This window comes from Chryseobacterium sp. CFS15, assembly GCF_031118795.1.
GTDB lineage: Bacteria > Bacteroidota > Bacteroidia > Flavobacteriales > Weeksellaceae > Chryseobacterium > Chryseobacterium indoltheticum.
Map to the genome: position 1 here is coordinate 97,196 of NZ_JAVHYL010000002.1, position 21,376 is coordinate 118,571.

At 31.5% G+C, this 21,376-nt stretch carries 21 protein-coding genes and 2 pseudogenes; 19 read left to right on the forward strand and 4 right to left on the reverse strand.

What is annotated here, in order from left to right; translation table 11 throughout:
• Positions 1-30: 30 nt before the first annotated feature.
• A complete protein-coding gene (gene ppk1 / locus OH814_RS03225; protein ID WP_123887192.1) occupies positions 31-2,103 on the reverse strand; it encodes a polyphosphate kinase 1 in 2,073 nt (690 codons plus the stop codon).
• Positions 2,104-2,594: 491 nt separating this feature from the next.
• Between ppk1 and dnaK the strand changes: the two genes are divergently transcribed.
• The 4 genes from dnaK (at position 2,595) to OH814_RS03245 (ending at position 7,370) form a co-directional block, all read left to right on the forward strand.
• A complete protein-coding gene (dnaK, locus tag OH814_RS03230) occupies positions 2,595-4,484 on the forward strand; it encodes a molecular chaperone DnaK (protein WP_308827067.1) in 1,890 nt (629 codons plus the stop codon).
• A gap of 358 nt (positions 4,485-4,842) precedes the next feature.
• The gene (locus tag OH814_RS03235; protein ID WP_308827068.1) at positions 4,843-5,283 is read left to right on the forward strand and encodes a helix-turn-helix domain-containing protein; all 441 of its coding nucleotides are present in this window, start codon (positions 4,843-4,845) and stop codon (positions 5,281-5,283) included.
• On the forward strand, positions 5,280-6,521 hold the full coding sequence (locus OH814_RS03240) for a site-specific integrase (RefSeq protein WP_308827069.1): 1,242 nt from the start codon (positions 5,280-5,282) through the stop codon (positions 6,519-6,521). Before OH814_RS03235 ends, OH814_RS03240 begins: the two co-directional genes overlap by 4 nt.
• 501 nt (positions 6,522-7,022) lie before the next feature.
• A complete protein-coding gene (locus OH814_RS03245; RefSeq protein ID WP_308827070.1) occupies positions 7,023-7,370 on the forward strand; it encodes a helix-turn-helix domain-containing protein in 348 nt (115 codons plus the stop codon).
• Between the two features lie 409 nt (positions 7,371-7,779).
• Here the strand turns inward: OH814_RS03245 and OH814_RS03250 are convergent.
• A pseudogene (locus OH814_RS03250) lies at positions 7,780-8,346 on the reverse strand (integrase core domain-containing protein); the annotation flags it as partial.
• A 397-nt stretch (positions 8,347-8,743) separates the two neighbouring features.
• Here OH814_RS03250 and OH814_RS03255 point away from each other — a divergent pair.
• Entirely contained in the window at positions 8,744-9,487 is a 744-nt protein-coding gene (locus OH814_RS03255; protein ID WP_308827071.1) for a hypothetical protein, read from the forward strand.
• A 51-nt stretch (positions 9,488-9,538) separates the two neighbouring features.
• Here the strand turns inward: OH814_RS03255 and OH814_RS03260 are convergent.
• A pseudogene (locus tag OH814_RS03260) lies at positions 9,539-9,724 on the reverse strand (IS256 family transposase); the annotation flags it as partial.
• 77 nt (positions 9,725-9,801) lie between these two features.
• Here OH814_RS03260 and OH814_RS03265 point away from each other — a divergent pair.
• The 13 genes from OH814_RS03265 (at position 9,802) to OH814_RS03325 (ending at position 19,534) form a co-directional block, all read left to right on the forward strand.
• Positions 9,802-10,263 carry an RsiV family protein gene (locus OH814_RS03265; RefSeq protein ID WP_308827072.1) on the forward strand — a complete coding sequence of 154 codons (462 nt, stop codon included), beginning with the start codon at positions 9,802-9,804 and terminating at the stop codon, positions 10,261-10,263.
• A 200-nt stretch (positions 10,264-10,463) separates the two neighbouring features.
• A complete protein-coding gene (locus OH814_RS03270; RefSeq protein WP_308827073.1) occupies positions 10,464-11,009 on the forward strand; it encodes a hypothetical protein in 546 nt (181 codons plus the stop codon).
• Between the two features lie 501 nt (positions 11,010-11,510).
• The gene (locus OH814_RS03275; protein WP_308827074.1) at positions 11,511-11,843 is read left to right on the forward strand and encodes a hypothetical protein; all 333 of its coding nucleotides are present in this window, start codon (positions 11,511-11,513) and stop codon (positions 11,841-11,843) included.
• A gap of 272 nt (positions 11,844-12,115) precedes the next feature.
• Positions 12,116-12,724: a hypothetical protein gene (locus OH814_RS03280; protein WP_308827075.1), complete on the forward strand. Its 609-nt coding sequence runs from the start codon at positions 12,116-12,118 to the stop codon at positions 12,722-12,724.
• 160 nt (positions 12,725-12,884) lie between these two features.
• A complete protein-coding gene (locus tag OH814_RS03285; protein WP_308827076.1) occupies positions 12,885-13,310 on the forward strand; it encodes a hypothetical protein in 426 nt (141 codons plus the stop codon).
• A 196-nt stretch (positions 13,311-13,506) separates the two neighbouring features.
• A complete protein-coding gene (locus tag OH814_RS03290; protein ID WP_308827077.1) occupies positions 13,507-14,064 on the forward strand; it encodes a TetR/AcrR family transcriptional regulator in 558 nt (185 codons plus the stop codon).
• Positions 14,065-14,066: 2 nt separating this feature from the next.
• Positions 14,067-15,056: an alpha/beta hydrolase gene (locus OH814_RS03295; RefSeq protein WP_308827078.1), complete on the forward strand. Its 990-nt coding sequence runs from the start codon at positions 14,067-14,069 to the stop codon at positions 15,054-15,056.
• Between the two features lie 263 nt (positions 15,057-15,319).
• A complete protein-coding gene (locus OH814_RS03300) occupies positions 15,320-15,682 on the forward strand; it encodes a hypothetical protein (protein ID WP_034751565.1) in 363 nt (120 codons plus the stop codon).
• Positions 15,683-15,782: 100 nt separating this feature from the next.
• Positions 15,783-16,184 carry a hypothetical protein gene (locus OH814_RS03305; RefSeq protein ID WP_308827079.1) on the forward strand — a complete coding sequence of 134 codons (402 nt, stop codon included), beginning with the start codon at positions 15,783-15,785 and terminating at the stop codon, positions 16,182-16,184.
• A gap of 42 nt (positions 16,185-16,226) precedes the next feature.
• A complete protein-coding gene (locus tag OH814_RS03310; RefSeq protein WP_308827080.1) occupies positions 16,227-16,781 on the forward strand; it encodes a hypothetical protein in 555 nt (184 codons plus the stop codon).
• A 120-nt stretch (positions 16,782-16,901) separates the two neighbouring features.
• Positions 16,902-17,537, forward strand: a complete 636-nt coding sequence (locus tag OH814_RS03315) for a hypothetical protein (RefSeq protein WP_308827081.1) — start codon at positions 16,902-16,904, stop codon at positions 17,535-17,537.
• Positions 17,538-17,687: 150 nt separating this feature from the next.
• Positions 17,688-18,692: a hypothetical protein gene (locus OH814_RS03320; RefSeq protein WP_308827082.1), complete on the forward strand. Its 1,005-nt coding sequence runs from the start codon at positions 17,688-17,690 to the stop codon at positions 18,690-18,692.
• A gap of 194 nt (positions 18,693-18,886) precedes the next feature.
• The gene (locus OH814_RS03325; RefSeq protein WP_308827083.1) at positions 18,887-19,534 is read left to right on the forward strand and encodes a hypothetical protein; all 648 of its coding nucleotides are present in this window, start codon (positions 18,887-18,889) and stop codon (positions 19,532-19,534) included.
• Between the two features lie 46 nt (positions 19,535-19,580).
• Here OH814_RS03325 and OH814_RS03330 read toward each other — a convergent pair whose 3' ends face one another.
• The gene (locus OH814_RS03330) at positions 19,581-20,489 is read right to left on the reverse strand and encodes an AraC family transcriptional regulator (RefSeq protein WP_308827084.1); all 909 of its coding nucleotides are present in this window, start codon (positions 20,487-20,489) and stop codon (positions 19,581-19,583) included.
• 288 nt (positions 20,490-20,777) lie between these two features.
• Here OH814_RS03330 and OH814_RS03335 point away from each other — a divergent pair, with 288 nt between their 5' ends.
• On the forward strand, positions 20,778-21,347 hold the full coding sequence (locus OH814_RS03335) for a GrpB family protein (protein ID WP_308827085.1): 570 nt from the start codon (positions 20,778-20,780) through the stop codon (positions 21,345-21,347).
• Positions 21,348-21,376: the final 29 nt, after the last annotated feature.

A 21,376-nucleotide genomic window follows, 5' to 3' on the forward strand; every position in this document is an offset into this window, starting at 1 on the left:
AAAATATTATTTCGCACCCTTTTATTGAGGCTATTTTACGGTAGTTTTTGCCTTCAAATATTTATACGTTTCAATCTGAGAGCGGCATTCTTTTTCACCGTTGCTGATGTATTCGTTGCTCAGTTTTTTGTCTAAAATTCTTGCTTTTACATTATCCCTTAACTGAATATCAAGAATATCTTTCAGTTCTTTTTTAAGATTTTTATCGGAAATTTTTACCGCTGCTTCAATTCGGTGATCCAAATTCCTATTCATCCAGTCGGCAGAAGAAATATAGATATCTTCAGAGCCTTTATTGTAAAAATACATTACTCTTGCATGCTCCAGATATTCATCAACAATGCTTATTGCTTTTATTTTCTGTTTAAAATCTTTTTGATTAATGGCACAATAAATTCCCCTCACAATCACTCTTATTACTACACCGGCTTGCGCTGCCTCGTACATTTTGATAATTAAAGCACGGTCACTTACCGAATTTGCCTTAATGATCATTTCTGCTTTTCTTCCGGCTTTGGCTTCTTCAATTTCTTTATCAATATAATGCTCAATTTTTTCGCGCATAAATAGCGGACAAACCAACAAGTTTTTGCAGGTCTTCAGAACCGACAGATAATCTTCTTTTGGTTTTTTCAGAACGGTAAATACTTTATTAATATCTGCCATAATGCCTCTGTCTGAAGTCATTATCAGATGATCACCATATATTTTAGCCGTTTTTTCATTAAAGTTTCCAGTGCTTACAAAACCATATTGCAGAGTTTTATTGTGTGCCCGTTTTTTAATAATGCAAAGTTTGGCGTGTACTTTTTTGTCAGGAATTCCGATTAAAACAGTGATTCCTTCAGGCTCAAACATTTCTTTCCACATCAAATTCGATTCTTCATCAAATCTTGCCTGAAGCTCGAGCATTACGGTCACTTCTTTACCATTTCTGGCAGCGTAGATTAGCGCATTGCTTATTTTTGAATTACTTGCCAAACGGTAAGCGGTAATCTGAATAGATTTTACATCCGGATCCATTGCTGCTTCACGCAACAGGTCGATTACCGGTGTGTAGGTATGATACGGAAAACTCAGTAAAACATCTTGTTTCTGAATAACGTCTGTCACTCTTTCGCCATGCTCAAAAGCCTGATGCGTAAAAGACGTTCTTTCTACCGGTTTTTTGCTGTATTCAATGACATCGGGAAAATCCATAAAATGTTTGAAATTGTGAATCTTTCCGCCAGGAATAATACTGTCTTTTTTGCTTAAATTTAATTTTCGGATCAGCAATTCGAGCATTGCTTTATCCATGTCTTTATCGAAAACAAACCGGGTCGGTTTTCCTTTTCTACGATTTTTAAGTCCTTTTTCTATTTTTTCGGCAAAATTGGTTTTGATGTCGTTATCAATATCCATTTCTGCATCTTTGGTTACTTTAAAAGCATTGGCAGAGAACTCGTCATATCCGAAATAAGAGAAAATATGCGGTAAGTTGAAAGTGATAACGTCCTCAAGCAGCATCACATTTTTTTCTTCAGGATCTTCTGTTGGCAATAGTACAAATCTTCCTACAAAACGCGACGGAATTTCAATAATTGCATAATTGCTGTGATAATTCCAGTCTTTTTTTCTCATCGCAACACCCAGATAAAGACTTTTATCTCTCATGTAGGGCATCGGAGTATTTTCGTGAAGAAGAATCGGGATAACGTTGGCTTCTACCACTTCATCAAAATATTGTCGTACAAATTCTTTCTGTTTGGCAGTAAGGTTTCTTGAAGTTTTAATGAAAACCTTCTGGTCTGCCATCTCAAGCTGAATTTTTTTCCAGGTTTTATCGAAGTCAGCTTGTTGAGTCATAACAATCTCGTTAATTCTCTGAAGAATTTTCGAAGGCGGCTGATAAAATGATTCGGCAATTACTTTTTCTTTAAAATCCATCGCACGCTTCAGACCGGCAACACGTACTCTGAAAAACTCATCAAGATTATTTGAGAAAATCCCAAGAAAACGAATTCTGAGATGAAGCGGCACGTTTTCGTCCATCGCTTCCTGTAATACTCTTTCGTTAAATGCTAACCAGGTAACATCTCTGGGATTAAAATGTAAAGACATATTTGTGTATAAAATTTATCAAAAATACTAATAAAACTGTTCTTTCAGAAGATTCTAAAGTTAATTCTTAATTAAATTTTTAGTTGAAGGAAAAGTAAGTGAAACAGTGAAATTATTTTAAACACATAAGTCACTTAGGTTTACAGAAAAATTTTTGAAAGCAACAGAATATATTAGTTTTGAAGGCATCGACAGGCTCGGCATGACACCGTCGATGATTACAAAAAAATCTAAATAATTTCATCCTGAACTTGTCGAAGGATTTTGTAAACTTTTGAATATCTGTTAAACATCTCAAAAATCTTTGTTTCTTTTTGCGGTAAAAAAATAAGTTTATTACTGTCATCATATAACATTTTATGTTTAAAATTTGTCTCGGTTTTATTTAAAAATAATTGAAACTGTCAATTTGTCACAAAAATTCTAATGGTACAGATATTGAGAAAGTGAGAGTGTAATCAAATTTAAAAATTAGAAAAAATATAAATATTATGAGTAAAATAATCGGAATTGACTTAGGTACAACCAACTCTTGCGTTGCAGTAATGGAAGGTAAAGATGCTGTAGTGATCCCTAATGCAGAAGGAAAAAGAACAACACCTTCTATCGTAGCGTTTACAGAAGATGGTGAAAGAAAAGTAGGTGATCCTGCAAAAAGACAGGCTGTAACAAACCCTACTAAGACTGTATATTCTATCAAAAGATTCATCGGAACACATTTCAAAGACGATGCTTCTGAAGTTTCAAGAGTGCCTTACGCAGTGGTAAGCGGACCAAATGATACTGTAAAAGTAAAAATCGACGACAGAGAATATACACCACAGGAAATTTCTGCAATGATTCTTCAGAAAATGAAGAAAACTGCTGAAGATTATCTTGGACAAGAAGTAACAAGAGCAGTAATCACTGTTCCGGCTTACTTTAATGATGCTCAGAGACAAGCTACAAAAGAAGCTGGTGAAATCGCTGGTCTTAAAGTAGAAAGAATCATCAACGAGCCTACAGCAGCAGCTTTGGCTTATGGTATGGATAAATCTCACAAAGATCAAAAAATCGCTGTTTATGACCTTGGTGGCGGTACTTTCGACGTTTCTATCCTTGATTTAGGTGACGGAGTTTTCGAAGTATTGTCTACAAATGGTGATACACACTTAGGAGGTGATGACTTTGATGATGTTATTATCAACTGGATGGCAGACGAATTCAAATCTGAAGAAGGGGTAGATCTTAAAGGTGATGCAATTGCATTACAAAGATTGAAGGAAGCAGCTGAAAAAGCAAAAATTGAATTGTCTTCTTCTCCTCAAACTGAAATCAATCTTCCTTATATCACAGCTACAGCTACAGGTCCTAAACACTTAGTGAAGACTTTAACTAAAGCTAAATTTGAGCAGTTATCTGCTGACTTGGTAAGAAGATCTATGGAGCCTTGTAAAAAAGCGCTTTCTGATGCAGGTCTTTCTATCTCAGATATCGACGAAGTAATCTTGGTAGGTGGTTCCACAAGAATCCCAATCATCCAGGAAGAAGTTGAAAAATTCTTCGGTAAAAAACCTTCAAAAGGAGTTAACCCAGATGAGGTTGTAGCAATTGGTGCAGCAATCCAAGGTGGAGTTTTAACTGGAGATGTAACTGACGTTCTTTTATTAGACGTTACGCCACTTTCTTTAGGTATCGAAACAATGGGTTCTGTTTTCACTAAATTAATTGATGCAAACACTACAATCCCAACTAAAAAATCTGAAGTATTCTCTACAGCTTCTGACAATCAGCCGGCTGTAAGCATCAGAGTAGGACAGGGTGAAAGACCAATGTTCAACGATAACAAAGAGATCGGTAGATTTGACCTTACAGATATTCCACCAGCACAAAGAGGTGTTCCTCAGATTGAAGTAACTTTCGATATCGATGCAAACGGAATCTTGAGCGTTTCTGCTAAAGATAAAGGAACTGGAAAAGAGCAATCAATCAAAATCCAGGCTTCTTCAGGTCTTTCTGACGAAGAAATCGAAAGAATGAAAAAAGAAGCTCAGGAAAACTCTGCAGCTGATAACAAGAGAAAAGAAGAAGTTGAAATTTTCAACAAAGCTGACGGATTGATTTTCCAGACTGAAAAGCAATTGAAAGAATTCGGTGATAAATTATCTGCTGATAAAAAAGCAGCTATCGAAACAGCTCACACAGAATTGAAAGCAGCTTTCGAAGCTAAAAACGGAGATGATGTAAAAGCTAAAACTGAAGCTTTAGATGCAGCTTGGATGGCAGCTTCAGAAGAAATGTATGCACAAGGACAAGGTGCAGATGCAGGAGCTCAACAAACTCAAGGTCAGGCAAACGGAGCAGAAGATGTTCAGGATGCAGACTTTGAAGAAGTCAAGTAAGTAGCAATTATCATCGATTAATATCGATTGAAATAAATTAGTAAATCGCTGTAAATGTAATGTTTACAGCGATTTTTTTTATTTTTGTATTTTTCTTAATAGTTGATTTTAATCAATTTTTGTCGTAATTTTGTATCTTATTTGTACCGCATCTTAATAACGGACAATGTGGGTCTTATTGTGTCTTAAATGTACTAATGTATATTTTTAAATTTAAATAAAATGAATTATGGGCTTCAGTAATCTTAAAATACCGAAACTTTGTGAATTTTGCCAGAAGCCATTTGAAGCAAAAACAGTTGCCACCAGATTTTGCAGTAAGTATTGCTCGGAAAAGTTGGGAAAAAGGCAAAAACAATTGGCAAAAGAAATCGAAGCAAAAAAAACACTGTTAGAGAACTCAGTTTCTAGAATTGCTGAATTGCAAACACGACCATATATATCCGTGAGTGAAGCGGAAATGCTTTTTGGAATTTCAAAAAACACGATTCATAGATTAATTAAAAGTAGAAAAATACCTGCCATCAATTTGGGAGAGCGACTCACTCGTGTAAGCAAAATTGATATAGAACAAATGTTTACAGCAGTTAAAATGCCAGATAAGTCGAAAGAAATTCCTGAGAAACCCAATTTTGAAGTTGGTAATTGTTACACAATTTCCGAGATTAGTTCAAAATTCTACGCTGATCCAGGAACTGTCACAAACCTAATTAAAAGAAATAAAATTCCGACAAAGAAAGTTGGAAGTTTCGTGTATGTTCCTAAAATTTTAATTGATAAAATTTTTGAAGGAAAATGAAAGAGTTACTAAAAACTAAGGTTACCGTACGCTTACGAAAAGCAGAGTTCCGAAATGAATGGTTTATTTATTTGGAAAGTTATCCTGTGAAGATGTCGGGTAGAGATAAAGTTCAAAGAGTTCGAGAGTATCTGAACAGAAGCGTTACAACGGTAGATTTTGACAAAAAACGTCCTGCGAGAACAACACAAGATTCCGTCTCATTTAAACCTAAAAGAGATGATAATGGTATTATTGTTTGCAAAAGCAATAACGACCGCGAGACAATGCTTTATGCAGATTCTTTACGCAAATTACGTCAGAGAGAATATGATAATATTGAACTTTACAGTGATCTTGACGCAGTACTTGCAGAACAAAAAGAAAAATCTCAGGAGAATTTTGTGAGATATTTTGATCTGCTGGTTACTAAAAGGCATAAAAACAATTCCGAATCCATTCAAGTAAATTGGTATCGCTCAATAGAGTTTCTAAAAGATTTTGGAGGCGAAACCATTACTTTCTCTCAAATAGATACAAGGTTCTGTGAAAAGTTTAAAGCATATCTATTGACTGCTAAAAGTGGTAGTAATAAAGAAAATAGTATTTCTCAAAATACAGCTTCAACATATTTTTCTGTTTTCAGAGCTGCATTGAAAGAAGCTTTTATCGATGGCTATTTTACCAGTGATATTTCTGCTAAAATAAAATCGATTCCGCACAAAGAATCAAGACGAGAATATCTTACACTTGATGAACTTAATACTTTAGTTGAAACGCCATGTGAACTTGACGTACTAAAACGGGCAGCGCTCTTTTCAGCTTTAACAGGTTTACGGCATTCCGATATTCAAAAACTTACGTGGAACGAAATAAGCCTTGAAAATGATCAGGCGAAAATAAATTTTACTCAAAAAAAAACCAAAGGCGTAGAATATATGCCGATGTCTAAACAGGCATTACAACTTTGTGGTTCAGTTGGTCTTCCTACTGATTTAATTTTTAAAAATTTGACTGACCCGGCTTGGATTTCCCGACCACTAAAGAAGTGGATTGAAAGTGCAGGAATTAACAAAAAAATAACTTTCCATAATTTCAGACACACTTTTGCAACGCTTCAGCTTTCGAGTGGAACTGATATTTACACAGTTAGTAAAATGCTTGGTCATACAAACGTAAAAACTACGCAGGTTTATGCAAAAATTGTTGATGAGAAGAAAAATAAAGCTTCGACTGCTATTCATCTGAAAAATTTGTAAATGCATTTGCAACACATGTTTGGAGAATAATAACTTAATATTTCCTCCTATAAATCTTTAAAATTCACGTAGATACTAGGCTATCATGTAATATACATTACTGGACTGGGTTAATAATATCGAACATTACATCACCGTCTGTATACTGATGCATCTTTCATTTTCGGTAAGCTAAAAGTTGAATGGCACTTTTAAAGTAGCGGAATAGTACTATTAATTAGCCAATTTAGGACAGAGGCATACTTTATTAAGTCAAAAACATAATAATCTATATTTCGATTGGTAGATTTACTTAAGGTAGGAGTAATAAGCAACTTATGATAGAGTAGAATAGTTAAGGTTGCGGTAGCAAAGTATAGTAAAACACTACGTTACGGCGATTTATATATCTTCCAAAATCACTGAAATGATAATGTCATCATTATATATGAAAGGGACGCAGATGTAGAATCTCTCTTACCAAAATTATTTGTTTTTTGTGAAATCTATAAATTAAATACAATGAATGATCATGAAATATCTTTCGAGAATTTACCAAATGCAGTTGCGTTTCTCATTAACGAAGTTGGTGATCTTAAGCTATTACTAATTAAAGAAAATGCGACAGTAACGATTCCTTCCAAAAAAAAACCGATAGGTATTGATGAAGTATCAAAACTTATCGGAAAAGCAAAATCAACTATTTATACATTGGTGCGAAAAAGAAATATTCCTTGCTACAAAAATGGCAAGAAACTTTATTTTTTTGAAGATGAACTTTTAGATTGGATCTCTAATGGTAAACGCAAGACCATGGAAGAATTGACATTTGAAAGTGAACAGTACAAAAAAAAGAATTCTGGAAAATAATTACATTTGGTAAATTGAAAATATTTAAGCTGTCTTATGTATAACTGAGATATTTCATAATACATGGTATAATATTATCAAAATTCCTTCAGATTTAAAAATAGTATAATCTCTTACGGTTGCGATGGGAACTTATATTAAAAAGTTTAGATGATTCGAAATGTAAAATTATAAACGAGTTACAAATTCTTTTACTGACCATAAACATCAAGTTAGTTCTTAAAATTATAATAAACTTTATCGGAACATATACTCTTATTTTACTGTCGATTTAATAGAATTGTAATCTCACCCCTCTTTGGTACACTCAAAAGTAGAGTTTTTGGTTAATAATTCCTTGTTATCGTTGTTGAAATTTTGTTGGAATGTGGGAAACTCGTCGATATTGCCTGATTGGGTTTTCCATATTTCAATAAAAACGCCTTGGTGTGAGGTATTGCAAAGCACTATGCGGCCGCTCATTATTATACATCCACATCCAGATTTCCGAATAATTTCTCATCTGCCTGATATTCTCAAAAAGGTAAACATCTAAGAATTCTGTCCGAAACGTTCTATTGAATCTTTCTGCCAAAGAGTTTTGCGTTGGTTTTCCCGGCTGAATATACTGAATGACAATTCCGTTCTTACTGCACCAGTCTTTTAGTTTTCCTGCAATAAATTCAGGACTATTGTCAACCCTTATTCTTTCCGGTTTCCCACGCCAGTCGATTAGCTGTCCCAGCTCGGAAACTACTCTTGCTGATGGTAAACTGGTGTCAATGGTAATATTCAGAATCTCTCTGTTAAAATCATCAATAATATTAAGGCTTCTCACACTCTTGCCATTCTCCAAAGTGTCGTGCATAAAGTTTATACTCCAGGTTACATTGGGATAAACAGGACGAAGCAAAGGCTCTTTTACCCTTGCCGGAAGCCGTTTTTTATGTTTACTTCTTAAATTTAGCCTCATCGATTTGTAGATCCTATAAACCCGTTTGTGGTTCCATCCAAGCCTACAATTATAGAAGCAACGTTAACACATAAGAATTATATATTTAACAAGGGAGGTGGTCAAGTTTACGACTATACAGACTGGCTGTCCGGACAAGGTGGTGGCAATATTTTTTTATTTACGTCGTCAAATGTTACGGATATTAGGGAATTAATTCGATATGGTGATCAAAGGAATGTCAATGTGTTTCACATGGTACCGATGTACAAAATGAATAAGCAAAGTATAAGTGTCAATTTTGTACAATTGCGTTATCTCTTTACATTATTTGGAGATCATTATAATTATGGCGATAACTTTATATTTGATAAGAATTTTAATATTCCAAGATAATATGAAGACAAAATTTTTATTATTATTTTTAACTTTCTCAATAATTATGAAATCACAAGATAATAACTCGAAAGCAGCAGTGATCTATATGAATATGGATAAAGGAATACATCTATTATATTATTCTGACGAACCTCATTTTTTATACTTAAAAAGGGGAAAACAAAAATGGTATACAACTTATGAAGAATTGAAAGAATCCGTGGCAAAAAATGAAGAAATAGAATTAAAGGCTGATTTAAAGGATTATTTTGATTATCAATTGACCAATTATAATTTTTTCATAGGTCAGAATAACAATAATATAGAAGAGTTGTATGACAATGTGATAAAAGATTATGAAAAAGAATATAAAATCTCTTTTTGTAACAAAGATGAGATTAATAAGTTATTCATGGAAAAAATCAAAAATGACGATGAGGAGGAACTGAAAGATTTTTTATCAAAATCAGAAATACCTCTTTTATTATATTCAGGTAATTATTTGATTAAACACAATAAATCGGCTTTTAAATTACATTGGGTTACTGTTTCAGAAACTAATATATTTAACGAAGAATATCTGACAAAAGCGTTATATTTTGATTTGAAAAAATTTAATATAGTAAAAAGAATACGGTATTATTTCACTGAGATACTAAACAGGCATAAATATCTAAATAAAGAAACAGAGTTTGATATAGACACGATGATAAATTTTGTCGAGATTAATATTCTTAACAGCATAAGTAGTAGTTATCCAATTAGTGAATTATCGGAAAATTATAAAAAGCATATGATTAGAAATTAAATAAGACACTATCCCACAAAGTGTGTAAGTTAAAAAGTTAGGGCTTGGATTTTACAATCTGAGCCTTTTTTCAAAAATAAGCATAAACTGGTTAAGAACAAAGCCCCAATTCTGAATAGGCATGGTCCATTTTTTAGTAGCTTCTTTTAATGCTAGATACACTGATTTCATTACGGCATCATCGGTAAGAGAAGACATTTTGTTCTTGGTGTATTTTCTGATTTTCCCGTTGAGATTTCAATTAAATTGGTAATATTTTGAATCAAGAGTGGTCAAATAATTGGTATTTCAATTCAAGCTATTCAATTCATTTTTTGAATCAATCAATTGTAAGTGTCATTGAGAATAATTTTACTTTTACTGGAGGAGCCCATGGTTCAGCTGGAATTAATGGACTTAATTTCTATATCTCCCCTAATTATAAATTAGATTTTAAGGATTTATTCAGTTATGAAGATTCTCAGATTGTACTTGAATTTATTTCTGAATATTGTTTCCAAGAATTGAGAACCATATACAACGAATGGATGCAAACCTCTGAGGAGGAAATAAAAATTCAAAACAAATCAATGTTTTGGGAAAATAGCTTAGATCCTGACTGGGAAAATTTTGACAATTTCCTAATTTCTAATGAAAATATTAGTTTTATTTTTAATCAATATCAAGTTTCTTCATACGCTTTTGGAATGCATATTATTGATATTCCATTTAAAGAGTTTTTTAAATTAAATATTGAAATTACAGTTTTATCAACACTTAAAGAAAAACTAAAATAAAACATAATGTCTCATAAATCTATGTTATTATACTTGAAGCAAATACATATGGAAAATGTATGAGTTAAATTACAATATTATAATTTCTCAATAGAACTGGTTAGAAGCAAATTAAAAACTATAGATAACAAAAAGTCTGATATGATAAATGATAATTCTTTAAATTTAGAATTATATAGTTATTTTTGCAAAAAAAAAATATGAAATACATTTTGTTATTAGTAATGTTTGCTACATTAGGATCTTGTGCATCCGCTGATCTCACAGACATTAATGAGGTTTCAGAGCCATCACGTATTACTAACTATATTCTAAAGGATAGAAGTGGGATTGAATCAATAAACTATAAAGAGATTACTGGAGATAAAATCACGTATGATTATAATACTCAGAAATTAGAAATTGAAGATGATTCAATTGTTGTTAATTTAAAAGATTTAACTTCAAGTAATGCTAATATTGGGAGTGTTAATAAAAATTGGAGTGATCCTGGAAACAATTGTAGGTTAATTGTACATGCTGATAAATTTATCGATTGGATGGGAGATAGAGGGGTAGGAGCTCAGTTTTGTACATTAAAAATCTATATTGAAGGGGGAAAGATTGCTATTTATCTCCACGGCAATAAATATTCATCATCTGGAAGTATTAGTCTTATTGGACAGCCTCAATGTGTACTTGATGCTGTGCAAGAAGTTTTAATGGAAGATCCGACAGAGGCTTTGGAAGTAATATGCGATAATTAATGCTTTAATGATGGTACAAACAAGCATTCATTATAGTGGATTAATATAAAACTATCAAAAGTAATTTCTCCTTAATTACTACACAATTTCTTGAATATTGTCTTGTCCTAAAAATCCGATACAAGTTATAGGTCAAAAATACTTAATTAAACCACAGCAAAAACATTTTTGCTGTGGTTTTTTGTTTTGTAGGTTTTCATTTTTAAATCAGACTGCTCGTGCATTTGGTTTGGAGTTAGGTAATAGTTTGAAAAATGAAGTCTAATTTCATTATAAATCTGAATCAATTCATCTACAATTTTCTTCTCAATTTAGTTTCCATATCGTATTTATCAATATCAAATTCTTGTTTCAAAAAACGATAAAAAGTATATAAATATAATAACTAACTTTATCAATGAATTTGCTCAAAGTTTATAAACATACTGGTAACAAATTATAAATAAAGACGGGAAAGCTGAAAACCGAATAGAGTAGGCAATAAACAAAAAACTAATAAAAATGGAAAAACAACCAGCAGAAATTAAATTCTCAATAGCGCAAAACGTTGAGAAGAGCGACGAGGCATTTTACCCAATTAGCATATCAGTTATCAACGAGTCATCTGTTGATTTTAGTGTTGCAGAAGTTGCGGTTAAAGACAATGATTCAAATAGAGTAGCAACTGGCATATTACAAAATATCCCCAGTGGCGGTGAAGCCCACACAACAGTTCAGTTGCCAGGTGGTATTGAGTGGTGTGCTTGGAAAATTATTCCTGTAGTAGGAGAAACATTTTATGGCGGCGGTGCAGCCAGCAATGCTCCAGGTGTTAAATTAACTATAACCGACTAACAGGTAAACTTAATTATATGTAGCGATTGGAGTCACTTTCTGATCGCTACATTCTTTATTAGACTCCAAAATCAATATTATTTAAGGATTTTCAATTATTAACACACAAATTTTATATCTGACTTAATTATATTTATTTGATATTTTACTTTCTCTGCAAAATCTCAAAAAACGATCAAAATTAAATTTATATTAGTAGCATAAATGGCTTTGCGAATATCAGATAGTTTGGATTGATGCAATGCGTAAATTGTGAAGTTATGCGACATTTTATGAAAACCGTATTAAAAATAATTTTAGTCATTTTTATTTCAATTAGTTTATTTAGTTGTAATAAATACGAAGAAGAAGAATTAAAAGCAATTCAAGATATAAGTAATAATTATCTTGATAAAAATGACTTGCAAAAAATGTTAAACCCACCAAATTTTAGTGATGAAATTGAGATAGAAAAACCAGATATTAATAAACTAAATCTAAAAGTTTATATCTCGGATGAATTAAGACCGATTATGCAAATTAAGGAAGACAATGAATGGATGTTTAAAAACAACAATATGTCAAAAAAAGATTCTGTGGCATATTTTAATCTTGTAAATTCTGAAAAATTTAAATCTCTAGAATATCGGACATTTGATAAGAAAAAAATAAAATTTATAAAACCTTATCATTATTTTGATTATTCAAAACAGAAATTAAAGGATGGAGAGAATTATAACTATTTAAGTTTTTCAAGATTTTGTTTTGACGAAGATTATAATTTTGGAGTAACTGTAATTGATTATCACGTAAGTTCTAACGGATATAGTTTTATGGGTTATAATATGTCTTTATTTATAAAAAAAATTGATGGAAAATGGAAAATCATCGCGCCAAAATAGAAAAGAAACGTCGCATAACAGGATTTTGCGTCAGGCGGGCTGAAGTGCAAAATTCAACAGCAGTTTTTCAATTGAACATCAGTGATAAAATCAGCTTTCGTGCTTCGATTTCCACTCGAACGAAAAGCCGGTTCTAGATTAAATTAAATCTCAACAAACGATGAAAACCGACCGTTCCTTACACAATATTTGCATTGCTTCAATTAAGAGAAGCACAATGAAGCCGTATGACTTTAAATGGACAAAGTTTTATGAAAATAACAGAGAATTTCCTTACAGCGAGCTGCAAATTGATATGACAGAAAACGAATTATACATTTGTTCAACTTTTATTGACAAGGATAATTTCAGCATTTTGACAACAAAAAAGCTATTAACCCGAGAAGATGGTCAATTTTGCTCTGAAAATATAAAAAGTGCTATGGATAAGCTATATGGAGATTTTAAAGGGTACAAAGATAAAGAATTTACTTACGGACTGGTTGAACTACCTAACGGAAAAGAGTTAAAATATTTGATAGAGACGGGCAAAGCGTCGATGGTTATGATTCACGGTGTTAGAACACTTATTAGAATAAATAAATGAGACAAATTTAAGTTGACAAAAGGGGATAGGCAGTGCAAACATATCTAGAACAGATTAGTGCTTCAACTTTGTTCATAAATTAAAAGACAAAATCTCAATATATATTTAGCCAAATCTCAAAAAACGATATTAATAAATCTTTTTTAAAAAATAAAAAAATGTCTCAATGTTGAGACATTTGTCGTATATTTGAATCATGAAAGATACGAGGGATAAAATTATTGATGGTGCAGTGTTTTGCTTAAATGTAAATGAAAAAGCAAGCATTGATGAAATCGCCAGTTATCTTGGAATAAATAGAAGGACTATTCATAGATACTTTACAGATAGGGATAATTTATTGGAATGTTGTCTACAGAAGATGATGTTAAAATGTAATAAGGCAATGACTGATGCTTATGAAAGTAGCGCTTATCCCCTGAAACAAGTGGAAGCTATGTTTTATGCTGCACTTTCGATTGGTACTGAATATTCTTTTGTAAAAAAAATATTCAATCGTTCTAATTATGGACAGGTTCTTAAAAATGAAAGTTTGGATTATGAATCGGTTAAACAGAAATGGTTCAGGCTTATAATAGTACTGCAAGATTCTGGTGTAATTAACAGGTTATTACCAATTTCTTGGATTTATAACCTTTTTGGTGGTATGATAGATATTGCAATTCAAGCACAAGCTAGTGGAGATGTAGCAATCAATGAGATTAAAAATCTCTCATGGAAGTCTTTTCAGGGAAGTATTGGTATAATTAATTAGTAATGGAAATAAAAAATAAAATAATATCTGTGTTGTCTTGGATAGTTATCCTATCGGGTTTCGAAGGCTACGCACAAAGCTCTAAGCAAATGACATCAAAAATGATTACAAAACAAAATGACAAATATGATGATGAGTACCTTGTCAGTATGCTACCTGGATTCACTAATCATCATCAAAATGTAAATGGTACAAAATTGCACTACGTTTCAGGGGGTACAGGTTCTACGCTTATCCTGTTACCTGGTTGGCCACAAACTTGGTGGAGTTACCATAAAATTATGCCGATTTTAGCTAAGCATCATAAGGTTATAGTGATAGATTATAGAGGGATGGGCTCTTCTGAAAAGCCAGCTGGTGGCTACAGTAAAAAAAATATGGCCGGCGATATTGCGTCATTCATTCGATCACTGGGACCTGGTAAAGTAAGTGTTGCGGGGCATGATATAGGAGCTAATGTAGCTATAAGTTTTGCAGGAAATTATCCAGAGCTTACAGAGAAATTAATTGTTCTTGATACACAACATCCTGAAGAGGATTTTTACAAGTTACCTATGCTTCCAGTAGGCTTACCAGTGCATCCTTGGTGGGTAGCTTTCAATCAGATAAAAGATCTACCTGAAAATTTGTTGGAAGGCCGTTTCCACATTGTTCAACAATGGATTTTTGATCAAATGCTAGTAAACAAAGATAGTATTAGCGAATTTGATCGACAGGTATATGCAAAGGCTTACGAAACAAAAGAAGCGATTCGTGCATCAAATGGTTGGTATCAGGCATTTCCAGAGGATATTCAAGATATAAAATATATGAAAATGATTGAAGCACAAACCTTGGCACTAGGAAGTCCTAATGCAACACCAATGTTGAAAGCATCACTTCCAAATTATATCAGGAATCTACAACTAAAAGAGATTAAAAATTCTGGTCACTTCATTTTAGAAGAGCAGCCTGCTGAAGTAGCAAACTTGATCTCTGATTTTTTGAAGTAAGATTTAGTATTTAATTGACTGAGTCTCCTGTAAAGTATTTATAATAATTAGATCAGAATCTCAGAAAACGATTAGATTTTAAATTGCTGAATGTTTGGTGTGTTTTTAAAGTAGCAAGTTGCTATTAATCATTTAAATATATTAGTTATAATGATTATATAACTAAAACAATCTCAAAAAAATGATAATTAATTTTTTTACGAAGTATTAGGGATATAAATTGTATTTTAGGATTCATCAATTTAATTCTAAATAAAAATATTATGACTGAATTTACAAATAAATCTTTTGAATACACATATTTGGTGGCTGACTGTGAATATAAAATGAAGGTATTAATTGTATCTGCACCTGAAGATATTGAAATATCTAATATAGATACCGAAGAAGCAAATGGGTTTATCTTTAAAGTAGCTGTCAGCACTGAGCCACAAATTTCTCCAGAATATTTTGAAACGGCAAAACAATATGTTTTTGTCTTTGGCAGGGAAGGTGAGCATCGATTTGGTTATCTTGAAAATGGTAATCTAGTGGAGCCTGTTCAAAATCGCTTTATACAAGTTCTAATGCTAAACATACAGCAAATTCTTATGATTGCTGGGAATGAAGGACACTTTTTTGTCTGAATTTGGAAAAATGTTTTGACGAGTTTCAATGAAGAAGGTACAAACTGATTTAAAAAGATTAACAAATTAAATAGTCTCACAAAACGATTATATACATTAAATGACAAGTATTCTCTACACTTCAAAAAATGAAAAAAACTATATTTTTTTATATAGTTTTCAACAAGAATATTTAGAAGCCCATGATGGTAATGTATTAATTTTTGAAATTTGGGAGGAAGGAAAAGAAGAACTTGACATGTTTAGTTTTATGCTCCGAGAAATGGAGAATGGCACTGATTTGAAAGTCGTTGATTTGTTTCCAGATTCGAAAAAATATTATTTAGGAAAAGGAATTTCAAGAGCGATGATTTTACATTGTAAAAATTTATTCGTAAAACGTATTATTTCTGAAAGAAGAGATAAAAACTGGGAAGAAGCTCGGACAAAAGTTTGGGAACGGATGAAATTTAACGGAGAAGTTGCTTATTGTGAATTTAAAGATTTTTACTTTACAATATGATAAAATTGAACTATTCGAATAATCTTAAAAAACCATTTTATCATGCAAAACAAAAAGAAACTTATAATTTTATTTTCATTTTTTTATTTCGGCTTTAGTGGATGCTTACTTTCCCAAAATCGGATAAGTCATAATCTTATCACCATCAATTATAGTCATCTGCAAAATATTTCAGCCAATTCATTCTTTCAAAATAAAATGACGGTCGAAAAAGATTATAAGGTTGCTGGGAGAAAGTTCGAGATTTTTTTTGAAAAAGATAACAATGTTTTCTGTGGAAAAAAACTGTCAGCTAGTAAAGAGATTAAGGTGGATACCTTATATACTATTTCAAAGGATAGTCTTATGATGACTTTCCCGGATTATCACTTGGAAGGTTATCAATTGAAAAATATTGTTTATGCTTATCTAAAAGATAACATTCCGGGTTATGGTATTTTAGATGGCAAAAACAAATTTAAATATAAAATTGATAAGTCCTTGATTAAAATTGTATATGAGCAAATCACCCATAAATACATTAAGAGAAAAAGCACAAAATATTATTTTATACTTGATTCTAAAAATTTAAATATTGTTGATTTTAAAAAATTATAAGCTAAATTTTTTCTGACTACTTATACATTTAAAATATTCAGTCTTATGATCAGATTAATCAATTATGTCTCAAAAAAGGATTAAACTCTTAAAGTTTCTGTATACAAATTAAAAAGCAATATGAGTAAAAAAATTTCAAGAACTTTAATACTAAGTATAGAATATTCAGCTTTATTTGGTTCCATAATTTTGATTGTATATTCTATTATAAATTCTAATTGGGAAGTTACAGCTGCTGCCTTAGCGGTAGTTGCTGCAATTATTGCAAATTTCAATTCTCAACGTATTTCCTGGAAACAGGAAGATGAGTATGAAGCCGATATTGATATTAATTTTGATCTAAAGACAATTAGTAGAAAAGTATTGTTAGTAATTCAAAATACTGGCGGTAGTAGAGCTTATAAAGTGAACTTTGTTATTACACCAGAATTGAAAGTGGTTAATAATGAAACAATAAAAGACCGAAATCTAAATTTTATTGAGAAAAAAGAAAAAATACAATACAATGTATCTACTACTGCAGATATGTTTGCTCAAAATTTAAGTAGTGAAAGACCCCAAAATTATACGGTGGAGTATTCATTTTCGCAAACTGAAAATGGAAAATTAATAAAGAAGCAGAAAACAATTTCTATTGAACATTACAGAAGGACAACATCACCTGATTCGGATTTAGAAGACTTTTATATAAAAAATGGTAATATTTCTGAAAAATTAGATAAATTAGAAAAGGCAATATTAAAAATTCGGAAATAAATAATTCTGTAATAAGATTTAAATTTTTAACATTATTAACAGAAAATGTCTCAAAAAACGATAAAATAAATACGGTTTACCATAAAGAGGTTTAATTTTTAAAGGATAATTTTAAAGACTAAAAATTAATACTAAATCTCAAAAAAAACGATGTTAAAAGAAAAAATCATAATTGTTCCTCAACACTTATACTTTGAAGAAACTATAGAGTTTATTAATAGTTTTACAAATATTCGTGATGAAAGAAGTTACATATTTGATTTCGGGAAAACTATACGTATAGATCCATTCTCTTTATTATATGTAAGTTCTGAATTGGAAATTTTTAAAAAAAATAATCCCAGTTCGCTATTTCACGCAAGGAATTTTTCACATTTAACTTATCCAGCTCATATGGGATTCTTTAAATCATTCGGATTGAATTTTGGAAAAGAACCTGGAGAAGCAAAGGGTTCTAATACATATTCACCAATTGAAGTTCAATATGTAAATGATATTAAAGAATTATCAATGGAATTAATGGTAAACCCAGGTGAAGTTTTAGAAAATTATGCAGAAAATTTAAGTAATATTTTAACTCAAAATAAAGATAAGAACGTAACAGATGTTTTAAGATATTCAATAAGAGAAATCTTAAGAAATATTGTGGAACATAGTGAAAGCGATAAATTTAGTTTCTGTGCGCAATATTTACCATCAAAACAAAAAGTAAATTTTGCAGTGTTAGATAGAGGTATCGGAATAATGCAATCTTTATTGAATAATCCTAAAATTACAATTCAAGATGATTTAGATGCTATAAGGTGGGCATTAAAACCCGGAGTATCGGGAAAAGTTTATCCTGGTCAAAAAAATAAGCCTAAAGGAGAATGGGCTAATTCAGGTTATGGATTATTTATGACAAGTAATATTTGTAAAATGGGAGGCTCATTTTTTATATCAACAGGTAAAAGAGGATTATTAATCACTGAAACACAAGAACGTGAATTAGATTTAGAGACACACGGCACTGCAATTTATTTAGATATTGATTTGAATAGTATTTATGAACTAAGCAAAATGCTATATGATTTAGGTAAACAAATTCCTAAAAATGTATTTTTAACACCATCAAGATCAACTATGGACAAGAATAAAAAATCGCTAAAGATATAAAAACTGCAGGTAATACGGGTTCTGCAATAGTAGGGCGAACTGCAAGGTTGAACACTAGTTCTTCGATTGCACTTTTGTATAAAATGGAAGACTTGTGCGTCGATTACCCAGCATCACAAAGCCTCGACATGTTAAATATATAATAATAGCTCTCAAAAAACGATACTCATTATATAAAATGAAAATTTAAAAATATGGGCTGGAAAATATTTGTAACTTTTATCAAAGATGCAGGAAATATTGAAATCAATGATTGTCTAATACAATCTTTGGGATTTAAAGATTTTGTATTTGTAGAAACGACCAATTTTAGTGAACGACCAGAAGTTGGAGAACTCTATGTTTCAAAATTTAAAAATCATCTTTTAATTGCTAATTCAGATTTAATTTGGCAGTTTACTAAACCTGATACAACCAAAACTGAAAGGAATTTTATAGAGACATTTCCTTCTTCAGAAATTTTTTCTTTGAATTTAGGATATGGAACGTATTATTGCCTAATTGAAAATGGAATCAAAATCCGTCTAAGAGAAGTTGGAGACGAAATTTATCAAGATGTAGGAAAACTGATTCCTGAAGAATTAAATTTAAAAGCTGAAGATTTGTTTGATGACGAGGAGTTAAAATTTATGAAAGAAGAATTAACAAAGGAGGAATTCGAGCAACAGTACCAATCCAATTTAGCATATGAGACAGCATTCGAGTTAACAAAAAGATTTTTCGGAATAAGGTACGATGAATTTGAAATTAAGGATTATATATTTGAAAGCGTAAAATATAGAAATTATCACATAGATGATATACAAGATTATGGAATCAAAGCAGACATGCAATTTGAATAATATTAGTCTCACAAAAAGATCAAAATACATATCGCCGTTCATGTGTTCAAAATTTAAACTGTCCTGGAGTTTTTCCATAATACTTTTTGAAAGCTGTAGAAAAATGTTGGACATGTGCGTAGCCCATCATATAAGCAACTTCAGTAACATTATGGTAGCCGTCCAACAACATTTCTGAAGCGAGTTGCATTCTGAGGCTTCTTATATATTCAAAAACACTGATACCATAGGCTGTTTTAAAGCCTGTCTTTAGTTTGAAAGTATTGAGTCCTGATAAAAGTGCTAATGAATCTAATGAAAAGTCTTCAAGAATATTACTTTCAATATATTCTTTGATATCTTTCAATTTTTTCAAGTCAGCTTCCTTTATATTGGGTTTACCCAATTTTATTTCGTCAGCACAAATTTCTTTAAACTGTAACAAAAGAAGTTCATTCATTAAACTCTGCAAATAAAGCACTTTAAAACTATCTGTATATTTTTTTTCTTGAATCTTCCGAAGAACCGAAAACATATGTGGTGTAAGTCTGTAAACATTTTTAGAAAAACTGAAAGGCTGTTTTTTTTCTATTTTATTAATGATTCCTTCAAGCCAGCGATCTTCGCCCTGTAAAAGATTTAAAAAGAATTTTTTATTAATTCCAATAGCTATACTCTCGATATACTGATTTTCATACAGAAGATGCTCATTATCCTGAGGTCCATAAACAAATGCACAACTTTGTGATTTTAACCGGCATGAATGCTCGATCCCCTGATGAAAAGAATCAATTCTTCCTTTAAATATACAGGTAAGTACAGCATCATCATTGCGTTGAAAAGGAGATGAATCCCTATTTTCAAATAGGGTAACATTTTGTTGAGTAACTGTATTACTTGATACAATTTTAATGTCCGGCATGTGTATAATTTCAGACTTGTAGATGGTGTCAAACCGATTGAGATCACTTTGCATTTCGTTGGATTTTGATCAATACGTTTTGCGTATTTAATGATACTTACAGCGTATGTTTTCTTAATTTGATAACTATAAATTTGCAAAACTATAAGGTATTATTCTGATGCACAATAAAATAAGACTGCTTATCTTTTGGAAACCTGAATTTTTGCAAAATTACAAAGAAGTATTAAATTTTTCAAACCTTCAAAAATCATGATTTAAAATAGAATTTAATTTATCAAATACATACTGGAATGATGGCAAAAAAAGGTTATTTGGATCACAAAAATTTGCATTATAAATATGAAAATAAATATTGAACCATATTCGGATCAGTGGGAGATTAATTATGAAAAATTAAAATGTCTCTTTATACAGTACCTTGAAGGATTTTCTGTTGACATACAGCATGTCGGTAGTACATCCGTTAAAGGCTTGGCAGCAAAACCGATTATTGACATAGACATTATTATAGAAAACTTAGATTTTCTGGATCCTGTTGCTGAACAATTAACAGAGTTAGGATATTGTTATCAAGGAAATTTAGGAATACCGGGGAGATATGCATTTTCAAAAAAACACCCCTTCGTTCCCTTCAAAGAGGAAGAAGGTGAAGTCATCGACCATAACCTATATGTTTGTGAACTAAATTGTATTGCGCTTGAAAATCATCTGCAATTCAGGGATTATCTGCGAACACATCCGAAAGCCGTTCGTGAGTATGCGACTCTTAAATATAATATTGCAGCCTCTACGCAGGATATCAAAGAATATGTTGCAGAAAAAACAGCATTTATCACTGAAATTCTTGAACACTGTGGATTGCCATCTTCTGCGATCGAGGTAATTAAAGACTCCAATAAGCTTACCTAGAAGTTTTCTAAACATCAATATGAATTATC

Excerpts from the sequence above, each read along its gene's own strand:
- OH814_RS03325 (WP_308827083.1), top strand. The coding sequence starts at position 18,887 with ATGGGCTGGAAAATATTTGTAACTTTTATCAAAGATGCAGGAAATATT.
- OH814_RS03330 (WP_308827084.1), bottom strand. The coding sequence starts at position 20,489 with ATGCAAAGTGATCTCAATCGGTTTGACACCATCTACAAGTCTGAAATT.
- OH814_RS03300 (WP_034751565.1), top strand. The coding sequence starts at position 15,320 with ATGACTGAATTTACAAATAAATCTTTTGAATACACATATTTGGTGGCT.
- OH814_RS03270 (WP_308827073.1), top strand. The coding sequence starts at position 10,464 with ATGAAATACATTTTGTTATTAGTAATGTTTGCTACATTAGGATCTTGT.
- ppk1 (WP_123887192.1), bottom strand. The coding sequence starts at position 2,103 with ATGTCTTTACATTTTAATCCCAGAGATGTTACCTGGTTAGCATTTAAC.
- dnaK (WP_308827067.1), top strand. The coding sequence starts at position 2,595 with ATGAGTAAAATAATCGGAATTGACTTAGGTACAACCAACTCTTGCGTT.
- OH814_RS03310 (WP_308827080.1), top strand. The coding sequence starts at position 16,227 with ATGCAAAACAAAAAGAAACTTATAATTTTATTTTCATTTTTTTATTTC.
- OH814_RS03305 (WP_308827079.1), top strand. The coding sequence starts at position 15,783 with ATGACAAGTATTCTCTACACTTCAAAAAATGAAAAAAACTATATTTTT.
- OH814_RS03320 (WP_308827082.1), top strand. The coding sequence starts at position 17,688 with ATGTTAAAAGAAAAAATCATAATTGTTCCTCAACACTTATACTTTGAA.
- OH814_RS03295 (WP_308827078.1), top strand. The coding sequence starts at position 14,067 with ATGGAAATAAAAAATAAAATAATATCTGTGTTGTCTTGGATAGTTATC.
- OH814_RS03315 (WP_308827081.1), top strand. The coding sequence starts at position 16,902 with ATGAGTAAAAAAATTTCAAGAACTTTAATACTAAGTATAGAATATTCA.
- OH814_RS03240 (WP_308827069.1), top strand. The coding sequence starts at position 5,280 with ATGAAAGAGTTACTAAAAACTAAGGTTACCGTACGCTTACGAAAAGCA.
- OH814_RS03290 (WP_308827077.1), top strand. The coding sequence starts at position 13,507 with ATGAAAGATACGAGGGATAAAATTATTGATGGTGCAGTGTTTTGCTTA.
- OH814_RS03245 (WP_308827070.1), top strand. The coding sequence starts at position 7,023 with ATGAATGATCATGAAATATCTTTCGAGAATTTACCAAATGCAGTTGCG.
- OH814_RS03275 (WP_308827074.1), top strand. The coding sequence starts at position 11,511 with ATGGAAAAACAACCAGCAGAAATTAAATTCTCAATAGCGCAAAACGTT.
- OH814_RS03285 (WP_308827076.1), top strand. The coding sequence starts at position 12,885 with ATGAAAACCGACCGTTCCTTACACAATATTTGCATTGCTTCAATTAAG.
- OH814_RS03335 (WP_308827085.1), top strand. The coding sequence starts at position 20,778 with ATGAAAATAAATATTGAACCATATTCGGATCAGTGGGAGATTAATTAT.
- OH814_RS03280 (WP_308827075.1), top strand. The coding sequence starts at position 12,116 with ATGAAAACCGTATTAAAAATAATTTTAGTCATTTTTATTTCAATTAGT.
- OH814_RS03255 (WP_308827071.1), top strand. The coding sequence starts at position 8,744 with ATGAAATCACAAGATAATAACTCGAAAGCAGCAGTGATCTATATGAAT.